This is a genomic window from Thermolongibacillus altinsuensis, assembly GCF_004341205.1.
Lineage (GTDB): Bacteria > Bacillota > Bacilli > Bacillales > Anoxybacillaceae > Thermolongibacillus > Thermolongibacillus altinsuensis.
Window position 1 is genome coordinate 22,472 of the sequence record NZ_SLUL01000022.1, and the last position, 6,200, is coordinate 28,671.

Annotated in this window: 7 protein-coding genes; 5 read left to right on the forward strand and 2 right to left on the reverse strand. The window is 40.6% G+C overall.

The window, feature by feature from the left end:
• Positions 1-134 precede the first annotated feature (134 nt).
• Both EDD69_RS14255 and EDD69_RS14260 read left to right on the forward strand, forming a co-directional pair.
• Positions 135-770 carry a phosphatase PAP2 family protein gene (locus EDD69_RS14255; RefSeq protein WP_132949578.1) on the forward strand — a complete coding sequence of 212 codons (636 nt, stop codon included), beginning with the start codon at positions 135-137 and terminating at the stop codon, positions 768-770.
• Positions 771-804: 34 nt separating this feature from the next.
• The gene (locus tag EDD69_RS14260; RefSeq protein WP_132949579.1) at positions 805-1,137 is read left to right on the forward strand and encodes a nucleotide pyrophosphohydrolase; all 333 of its coding nucleotides are present in this window, start codon (positions 805-807) and stop codon (positions 1,135-1,137) included.
• Positions 1,138-1,244: 107 nt separating this feature from the next.
• Here the strand turns inward: EDD69_RS14260 and EDD69_RS14265 are convergent, their stop codons facing one another.
• On the reverse strand, positions 1,245-1,571 hold the full coding sequence (locus EDD69_RS14265; RefSeq protein ID WP_165871807.1) for a thioredoxin domain-containing protein: 327 nt from the start codon (positions 1,569-1,571) through the stop codon (positions 1,245-1,247).
• Between the two features lie 184 nt (positions 1,572-1,755).
• On the opposite strand from EDD69_RS14265, the gene EDD69_RS15445 reads away from it, so the two are divergent.
• The 3 genes from EDD69_RS15445 (at position 1,756) to EDD69_RS14275 (ending at position 5,069) form a co-directional block, all read left to right on the forward strand.
• On the forward strand, positions 1,756-1,929 hold the full coding sequence (locus EDD69_RS15445; protein ID WP_165871806.1) for a hypothetical protein: 174 nt from the start codon (positions 1,756-1,758) through the stop codon (positions 1,927-1,929).
• A 159-nt stretch (positions 1,930-2,088) separates the two neighbouring features.
• On the forward strand, positions 2,089-2,520 hold the full coding sequence (locus EDD69_RS14270) for a DUF2935 domain-containing protein (protein WP_132949581.1): 432 nt from the start codon (positions 2,089-2,091) through the stop codon (positions 2,518-2,520).
• Positions 2,521-2,684: 164 nt separating this feature from the next.
• A complete protein-coding gene (locus EDD69_RS14275; RefSeq protein WP_132949582.1) occupies positions 2,685-5,069 on the forward strand; it encodes a penicillin acylase family protein in 2,385 nt (794 codons plus the stop codon).
• 63 nt (positions 5,070-5,132) lie between these two features.
• On the opposite strand, the gene EDD69_RS14280 is transcribed toward EDD69_RS14275, so the two are convergent.
• Positions 5,133-6,062: an SDR family NAD(P)-dependent oxidoreductase gene (locus EDD69_RS14280; protein WP_132949583.1), complete on the reverse strand. Its 930-nt coding sequence runs from the start codon at positions 6,060-6,062 to the stop codon at positions 5,133-5,135.
• Between the last annotated feature and the right edge of the window lie 138 nt (positions 6,063-6,200).

Sequence of the window (6,200 nt, forward strand, 5' to 3'; positions counted from 1 at the left end):
TTTCATGATCACATAGGTCGTATCGGAAGAAATGACGGAGCGGTTTATTTTTAAATATTATCTTGGTAAAATAATGATGCCATTTCCACGAACCACTACGTATTCCATATCGTGAAAGAAAAGGAGAAAAAATGATGAAAAAAAGCTTTGCCATTCTGTCCATTTTGTCTTTTCTGTTATTTTTAGCTGTATGGGCAAGCGTGAAAAGTGAATGGATTCTTCCTTGGGATCAAACTTTATTAGATCAGTTCGGGAAATTGGATTGGCTGGGGATGTTTTCTATATTCGGCTCAAAAACGGTCATAGGACTTTGTAGTATCGGATTGATCTTGTTTTTATGGTTCCGAAAGAAAGATTTTTACGGAATCGTTCTAGTATTAGCTGCTGTTGGAGGCGGCTATGGACTCAATACGATCATCAAAAACGCGATTGGTCGAGAGAGACCGCTGTTTCCGCATGGCGAAGAAGGTTTTAGTTTTCCAAGCGGTCATGCGATGGTTGGAAGCATTTATCTGTTGTTAATCGCTTATTTCGCCGGCATGGAAGTGAAAAAACGATCGGCGAAATGGATGATTTACATTGTGTGCAGTTTCCTTGCTTTGTTAACAGGCATCAGCCGCTTGAGCATACAAGCTCATTATCCGTCTGATGTATTAGCAGGATTTTTCTTGGCCTTGCCTTATCTTTACATTTGTTTGACGGGTTATGAATTTTTCACAAAAAAGCGTTCCATCCAATCAAAAACAAACAAAGCGTCCTTTACATTTTAGTAGATGATTACATAAACATTCAGAGGTGAATACATTGAAACACTTACAGCAAAAAATCATTGAATTTCGTGATGCACGTAACTGGAAACAGTTTCATACACCAAAAGATTTAGCGATTTCGCTAAGTTTAGAAGCAGGAGAATTTCTGGAAAATTTTCAATGGAAAAGCAGTGAGGAAGCGGTTCGAGAGAATTTTGAAAATATGAAGGATGAACTCGCGGATGTCGTCATTTATGCCCTTTTGCTTGCCCATGAATTAGGGATTGATTTAGAGGAAGCCATTATAAATAAAATAAAGAAAAACGAACAAAAGTACCCAATCGAGAAATCTTTTGGATCGAAAAAGAAATATACTGAATTGGAGTAATATTCGGCTGTTTGCTGATTGATTGGGTGAGAAAAGGGGAGCATTGAATGAGCCGGCTCTCCTTTCTTTTGTTAAAGTATCTTGTGCAATCATTTCATTCAGAGACTTCATTCTTGTGTTAAAAAATAAATTTTTTTCACTTTTTCGCGAAACTGCTCAACATGAACAAACCGAGCTTCTCGAAGAACTTCTTTTCCATCGACATATAAAATCATAACGGGGACAGTAAATATGGAGAGATGCCCTGCAATGGCCGGAACATGATCGGCATTGATAAAAGCGAGTTGAATCTTTGGAAAATCGCTCATGACTTCTTTGATTTTTGGTAACAAAGCATGACACACACCGCAATTTGTTTGGGATATGTATAAAAATGCTAAATGGTGATGGTTTACAAAATTATCGACTTCTTCGATTGAAAATAGCTCATTCATAACACTCAAAATATAATCCCCTTCCGTAGCCATTTTTGATAATTATAGCATAGCCAATTCATTACACGAAATGTTCAGGAGGATCGTATTACGTCTGCAGATGGCTATGTAATATATTTAGAGTTATGATAAGCTATATATTCATAATATAAGAGACATTCAAGATGAACATGGAGGAAGATATATGAAATGGTTGATTGTATGGGCCCCAATGCTCGAGTTTCTGATTGGGGGCTTCGCTGTTTTTTTCTTGGCGGAGAAGTTTAAAGAAGTGGCAGCTATCATGATTTTTCAGATTATCCTATATATGATTCTTATGAATGCTTTGCTTATCTATGGTTTTTGGCTCAAGCATTAGATGATAAGGCGTCTGGCTGAGGAAAAGGAATTTTTCTTTTATTCACTTAAATATGGTTTGTAAGGTATTCCAAGGTCAACTTTAAAAAGGATAGGAAATCATATCTTTTCTACCCTCCCCATACATTGAAATGAGAAGCGCAAATGGGGAGGATGGATGATGCGATTTTATTACGGTCAGCAAATGCCGTTGCGGATTTTGGATGAGGCGGAGTTTTGGAAACACCAGGAAGAAGAGCATACTGTTGTGATTCGGGAGCTTGTCACCGGCTTAGAGGCACCATACGTTGAAGCGTTGAAGAAATGGGAGGAAGTTTTATCGGCAACCCATCAGCAAGTTGTTCGCTATATTGAATCAGTTATTCGCGCGGCTTATTATATTCCCGAACAACTGTATCAGCAGGTGTTGCAATTAGTTTCTTATTGCTTGCAGCAAAGCCTGGATTTTATTAAACTATGCCAACAAATAAAGACGGAAAGTGCGGCGGTTAGTAAAAATCCAACCGCCAAAGTAGTGTTGAACCATATTATTCGCGAATCGGAATACTTTGTCGGCATCGCTCAAGTACTGTTATATGAAAACAGAAATTAGTAAGGTGCCTAGCACGTCATGAATTTTTCCGAAAGATTGGTAGAATAAAAGAGAAGGAGAGCCTCTCGCAAAGTCTCTCCTTTTTGTTTTTTCTTCATCTCTCACTACATACATTTTCCTTTTCAATCCTTAATATACATTAGGAAAGAAGGGGGGACAATTGAATGGAAGTAGCGGTTCGGCAAAAAGAAAAGCCTAAAAGATTGAAAAAAATTTTGGGAGTTTCTTTAGCAGTTCTTGCATTGTTACTGCTTAGCGGTGTTGTTTTTGTAAGCGTTTACATCAATCGGTCATTACCGCAAACGGAAGGGGAACTGGCTGTTTCTGGTTTGTCAGAGCAAGTAAAAGTGGTGAGAGATGAACAGGGAGTTCCACATATCACTGCGAAAAATGAGCACGATTTATATTTTGTTCAAGGATTTGTTCAAGCACAAGACCGGCTTTTTCAAATGGATTTAAGCAGACGGCAGGCATCCGGCCGGTTAAGTGAGGTGATTGGTGAAGCGACGGTGGATCGTGATAAGTTTTTCCGCACGTTAGGATTGCGCCGGGCAGCTGAAGCTTCCTATGGCGCATATAGCGAAGAGGCAAAGAAAGTCCTGCAAGCATTTGCCGATGGAGTAAATGCTTATATCTCCCTCGCCAAAAAGGAAGGACGCCTGCCGCTTGAATTTAAGCTTTTAAACTACGAGCCTGAAAAATGGACACCGATTGATTCGTTAACGATTGGAAAATATATGGCTTTTGACTTAGGCGGCCATTGGGAAGGGCAAGCGTTCCGCTATTGGGCGTTAAAAAACCTCTCGGAAGAAAAAGCATATGATTTATTCCCATCTTATCCGAAAGACGCACCGACCATTTTGCAAGCATATAAAGATGTGCCGTTATCGATTGAAAAAGCGTTTGCGAATGCTGTCATCCCGCCGGAGTTGAACGGAAGCAACAACTGGGTTGTAAGCGGGGAGAAAACAAAAAACGGGAAACCTCTGTTGGCAGATGACCCTCATTTATCGTTAAGCACGCCGTCCATTTGGTATCAAATGCACCTGCAAGCTCCAACCGTCAATGTCAGCGGCGTTATTTTTGCAGGCATTCCCGGCATCATTTTAGGTCATAACGAACATGTAGCATGGGGTGTCACGAATACGGGACCAGACGTTCAAGATTTATATATCGAAAAACGAAATCCGCATAACAAACATCAGTTTTTATATAACGGAAATTGGGAAGAAGCAACGATTGTCAAGGAACCGATTCAAGTGAAAGGCGGAAAGACGATTCCGTATGAGGTGGCCATCACACGACATGGACCGGTGATTTCCGAATTTGCCTATCCATCAGATGATGACACAGTTTTAGCCTTGCGTTGGACAGCGCTCGATCCTTCATTAGAACTTCAAGCGGTTTTAAAGATGAATCAAGCGAAAAATTGGGAGGAGTTTGAAAAGGCGTTGGAAAACTTTCATGTGCCGACGCAAAACTTTGTCTTTGCTTCCAAAGACGGAACGATTGCTTATAAGGCAAATGGAAAAATTCCGATTCGCCAAAAAGGGGATGGGTTGCTTCCTGTTCCAGGATGGACGGATGAATATGAATGGAACGGATTCATTCCTTATGATGAACTTCCACGTTCGGTCAATCCGCAAGAAGGGTTTATCGCAACAGCGAACAATAAAGTAATCGGCGATGATTACCCATACCATATTAGCCATCATTGGGCACAGCCGTACCGTTATATGCGTATTGCTCAATATTTAGAGGGAAAAGATCAATTAACGCTTGCAGACATGAAGGAACTGCAAATGGATCAAAAAAATTTATGGGCAGAAGAATTTGTGCCGATCATGCTCAAATCTTTGCAATCCGCATCACTTGAAGAAATCGATCAAAAAGCAATCGCTCAGTTAGAAAAATGGAATTACGTAGACAGTCCTGACAAGGCAGCTCCACTCATTTTCCATCTTTGGATGAAAGAAATTCCACATGTTTTATTTAAAGAAGAAATTCCAGAAGAAATCGATCAATTGTTTGAAGGAAAGCAAGCCGTTGTCGATGAATTGATCAGAAGAGCGGCAAATGGAGATGTGTCGCCATGGTTTACAGAAAAAGGAGGGCTTACAAAAGTACTGCACACCTCTCTGCATAATGTGCTAGAACGGTTAAGTGAGAAGTTTGGTGATGATCCATCTGATTGGAAATGGGGAGACTATCATCAGCTTTATTTCGCTCATCCAATGTCTTCTTCATCGAGTTTATTGAAATTTTTCTTGAATAGAGAGAAACCAATTCCAATCGGCGGCAGTCAGGTGACGGTGCAGGCGGCGAGCTTTGAGGAAAATGGCATTGTCAATCATGGCGCATCTTGGCGCTTCGTGATCGATTTAAGCGATATCGAAAATGGCCAACATATTGTCGGACCGGGGCAAGCGGGGCATTTCAAAAGCCGTTGGTATCATAACCAAATCAACGACTGGGCTGCAGGGAAGTATCACACAACCACTATAACCGAATTAAAAGAAGGTGACATCCTTACATTGTCACCAAAATAAAAAAGCGCTTGTCACCCCCGAGTTTTTGGAAGATTTCTAGATATCGGGAGGTGACAGGCTTTTTTATGATTTCATCTGTTTTAATGTTTCGCGGATTCCTATTTCATAAGGTGTTCGCGGAACGGGACCGATCGCTTTTTCATATTTGCTGCCGTCTAATATAACGGGTTTTTCGTTCAAATACATCATTTCCGCATATTCTTTCATAAAGGGATCAAATAAGCCGACGAGTTGGATCATCCATTTGTAGATCGGCATGATGCGGATTTCTTTTTTTAAATAGTCTCCCGCGATCTTGGCAATTTCTTTTCCAGAAATCGTACCGGCCCCAGGAATATTCCACGACTGCCCAAAGGCTTCTTCTCTTAGCGACAGCTCTACTAATGCTTCAGCTCCATCTTTTATATAGATAAACTCTCTTTGAATGGATGTATTTCCGACATAGAAAACCGTTTTCTTTTTTAACATCTGCTGAAAAGTAAAGTGGAGTAGCGTATTTCCAGCGTTCGGACCGTAAAAGTCGGGGAAGTGAGCAATTAAGTACCGAACTCCAGACTGCTCGATTTGTTCCAATAGTTTTAACCGTAACTTTCCTTTTTTTGTGTGCGGATTCTTTGGTGCAGATTCAGTGGTTTTGCGGTCTTGTATTCCATAGGAATAAATATTGTCCACATAGATGAAAGGCTTATTCTCAATCCGGCATGCTTCTAGAATATGAGAGAGGATTATCATGAGATTAGGATCCCAATGCTGATATGGTATGTTGATAGAATGGAAGACAAGGTCAGCATTTTTTACAGCTTTCCTGACATCTTCCGGGTTCACGGCATCGCCGACCATTGGGATGGCTAAAGCTCCCCAGCTTTTTTGTTTTTCTAGTAAGACGTGTTCTGAACGTGCAACAGCAATGACGGAAATCCCTCTTTTCACAAGAGCTTCCACAAGGGCATTCCCCATTCCGCCGGTAGCTCCGAATACAACAGCTGTTTTCATTGCTCCACTCCTATCTTTGTTAGAAGATGATTGAACTCATGTTCAATAAAAACATCCATGAGTAATTTTACTCCCCACCCATGCATGAAAATCCATCATTCCTTCCCATAATGGATATGAACGCAAACAGTTTTGAAA

Bases quoted from the DNA above. Each gene is read 5' to 3' on its own strand.
- EDD69_RS14255 (WP_132949578.1), top strand. From the start codon at position 135: ATGAAAAAAAGCTTTGCCATTCTGTCCATTTTGTCTTTTCTGTTATTT.
- EDD69_RS14265 (WP_165871807.1), bottom strand. From the start codon at position 1,571: ATGAATGAGCTATTTTCAATCGAAGAAGTCGATAATTTTGTAAACCAT.
- EDD69_RS15445 (WP_165871806.1), top strand. From the start codon at position 1,756: ATGAAATGGTTGATTGTATGGGCCCCAATGCTCGAGTTTCTGATTGGG.
- EDD69_RS14270 (WP_132949581.1), top strand. From the start codon at position 2,089: ATGCGATTTTATTACGGTCAGCAAATGCCGTTGCGGATTTTGGATGAG.
- EDD69_RS14275 (WP_132949582.1), top strand. From the start codon at position 2,685: ATGGAAGTAGCGGTTCGGCAAAAAGAAAAGCCTAAAAGATTGAAAAAA.
- EDD69_RS14280 (WP_132949583.1), bottom strand. From the start codon at position 6,062: ATGAAAACAGCTGTTGTATTCGGAGCTACCGGCGGAATGGGGAATGCC.